We start from the raw sequence: 1,666 nt of genomic DNA on the forward strand, positions 1-1,666 counted from the left end.
GTCCGGCGGTGTCCTACTCTCCCACACGGTCTCCCATGCAGTACCATCGGCGCTGAAGGGCTTAACTTCCGGGTTCGGAATGGGACCGGGTGTTTCCCCTCCGCCATAACCACCGAACGCCTCACGCACCACCCAACCCTCGGGTGGGCAAACTCGACGTCCCAAGCAGCAGACTCAGGATCTTCACTTATCAAACGGTTCCCGTTTGTTTCCTGGGAACCACACAGGGACGCGAACACTTCTTGCAGCGATTTGGTTTGAACGTTCAGTGTGTTCAAGCCACTCGGCCTATTAGTACCGGTCAACTCCACACGTTACCGCGCTTCCATACCCGGCCTATCAACCCAATCGTCTATTGGGAGCCTTACCCCCTCCGAAGAGGGGAGGGAGAACTCATCTCGAGGAAGGCTTCCCGCTTAGATGCTTTCAGCGGTTATCCCGACCGAACGTAGCCAACCAGCCGTGCCCCTGGCGGGACAACTGGCACACCAGAGGTTCGTCCGTCCCGGTCCTCTCGTACTAGGGACAGACCCTCTCAATTCTCCTACGCGCGCAGCGGATAGGGACCGAACTGTCTCGCGACGTTCTAAACCCAGCTCGCGTGCCGCTTTAATGGGCGAACAGCCCAACCCTTGGGACCTACTCCAGCCCCAGGATGCGACGAGCCGACATCGAGGTGCCAAACCATCCCGTCGATATGGACTCTTGGGGAAGATCAGCCTGTTATCCCCGGGGTACCTTTTAGCCGTTGAGCGACACCACTTCCACACGTAGGTGCCGGATCACTAGGCCCTGCTTTCGCACCTGCTCGACACGTCCGTCTCACAGTCAAGCTCCCTTGTGCCCTTGCACTCGCCACCTGATTGCCAACCAGGCTGAGGGAACCTTTGGGCGCCTCCGTTACTCTTTGGGAGGCAACCGCCCCAGTTAAACTACCCACCAGGCACTGTCCCCCACCCGGATACACGGGCGCGGGTTAGACGCTCAAAACGACCAGAGTGGTATTTCACCAATGACTCCACCCACACTGGCGTGCGGGCTTCACCGTCTCCCACCTATCCTACACAAACCGTTCCAAACGCCAATGCCAAGCTGTAGTGAAGGTCCCGGGGTCTTTCCGTCCTGCTGCGCGAAACGAGCATCTTTACTCGTACTGCAATTTCACCGGGCCTGTGGTTGAGACAGCGGGGAAGTCGTTACGCCATTCGTGCAGGTCGGAACTTACCCGACAAGGAATTTCGCTACCTTAGGATGGTTATAGTTACCACCGCCGTTTACCGGCGCTTAGATTCTCAGCTTCGAAGTCGAAACCTCTAACCGGTCCTCTTAACGTTCCGGCACCGGGCAGGCGTCAGTCCGTATACAGCGTCTTACGACTTCGCACGGACCTGTGTTTTTAGTAAACAGTCGCTTCCCCCTGGCCTCTGCGACCACCCCCAGCTCCCCGTGCAAGACGGTTCACCGGACGTGGTCCCCCTTCTCCCAAAGTTACGGGGGCAATTTGCCGAGTTCCTTAACCACAGTTCACCCGATCGCCTTGGTATTCTCTACCTGACCACCTGAGTCGGTTTAGGGTACGGGCCGCCGGTACACTCGCTAGAGGCTTTTCTCGGCAGCATGGGATCACTCACTTCACCTAAAACGGCTCGGCATCACATCTCACCCT

2 rRNA genes are annotated in these 1,666 nt (G+C 57.9%); both read right to left on the bottom strand.

The features are described from left to right. Positions 1 to 117 (bottom strand): 5S ribosomal RNA (gene rrf / locus F9B16_RS50320). A 153-nt stretch (positions 118 to 270) separates the two neighbouring features. Then, a 23S ribosomal RNA gene (locus tag F9B16_RS50325) occupies positions 271 to 1,666 on the bottom strand; the annotation flags it as partial.

The organism is Actinomadura montaniterrae (assembly GCF_008923365.1).
Lineage (GTDB): Bacteria > Actinomycetota > Actinomycetes > Streptosporangiales > Streptosporangiaceae > Spirillospora > Spirillospora montaniterrae.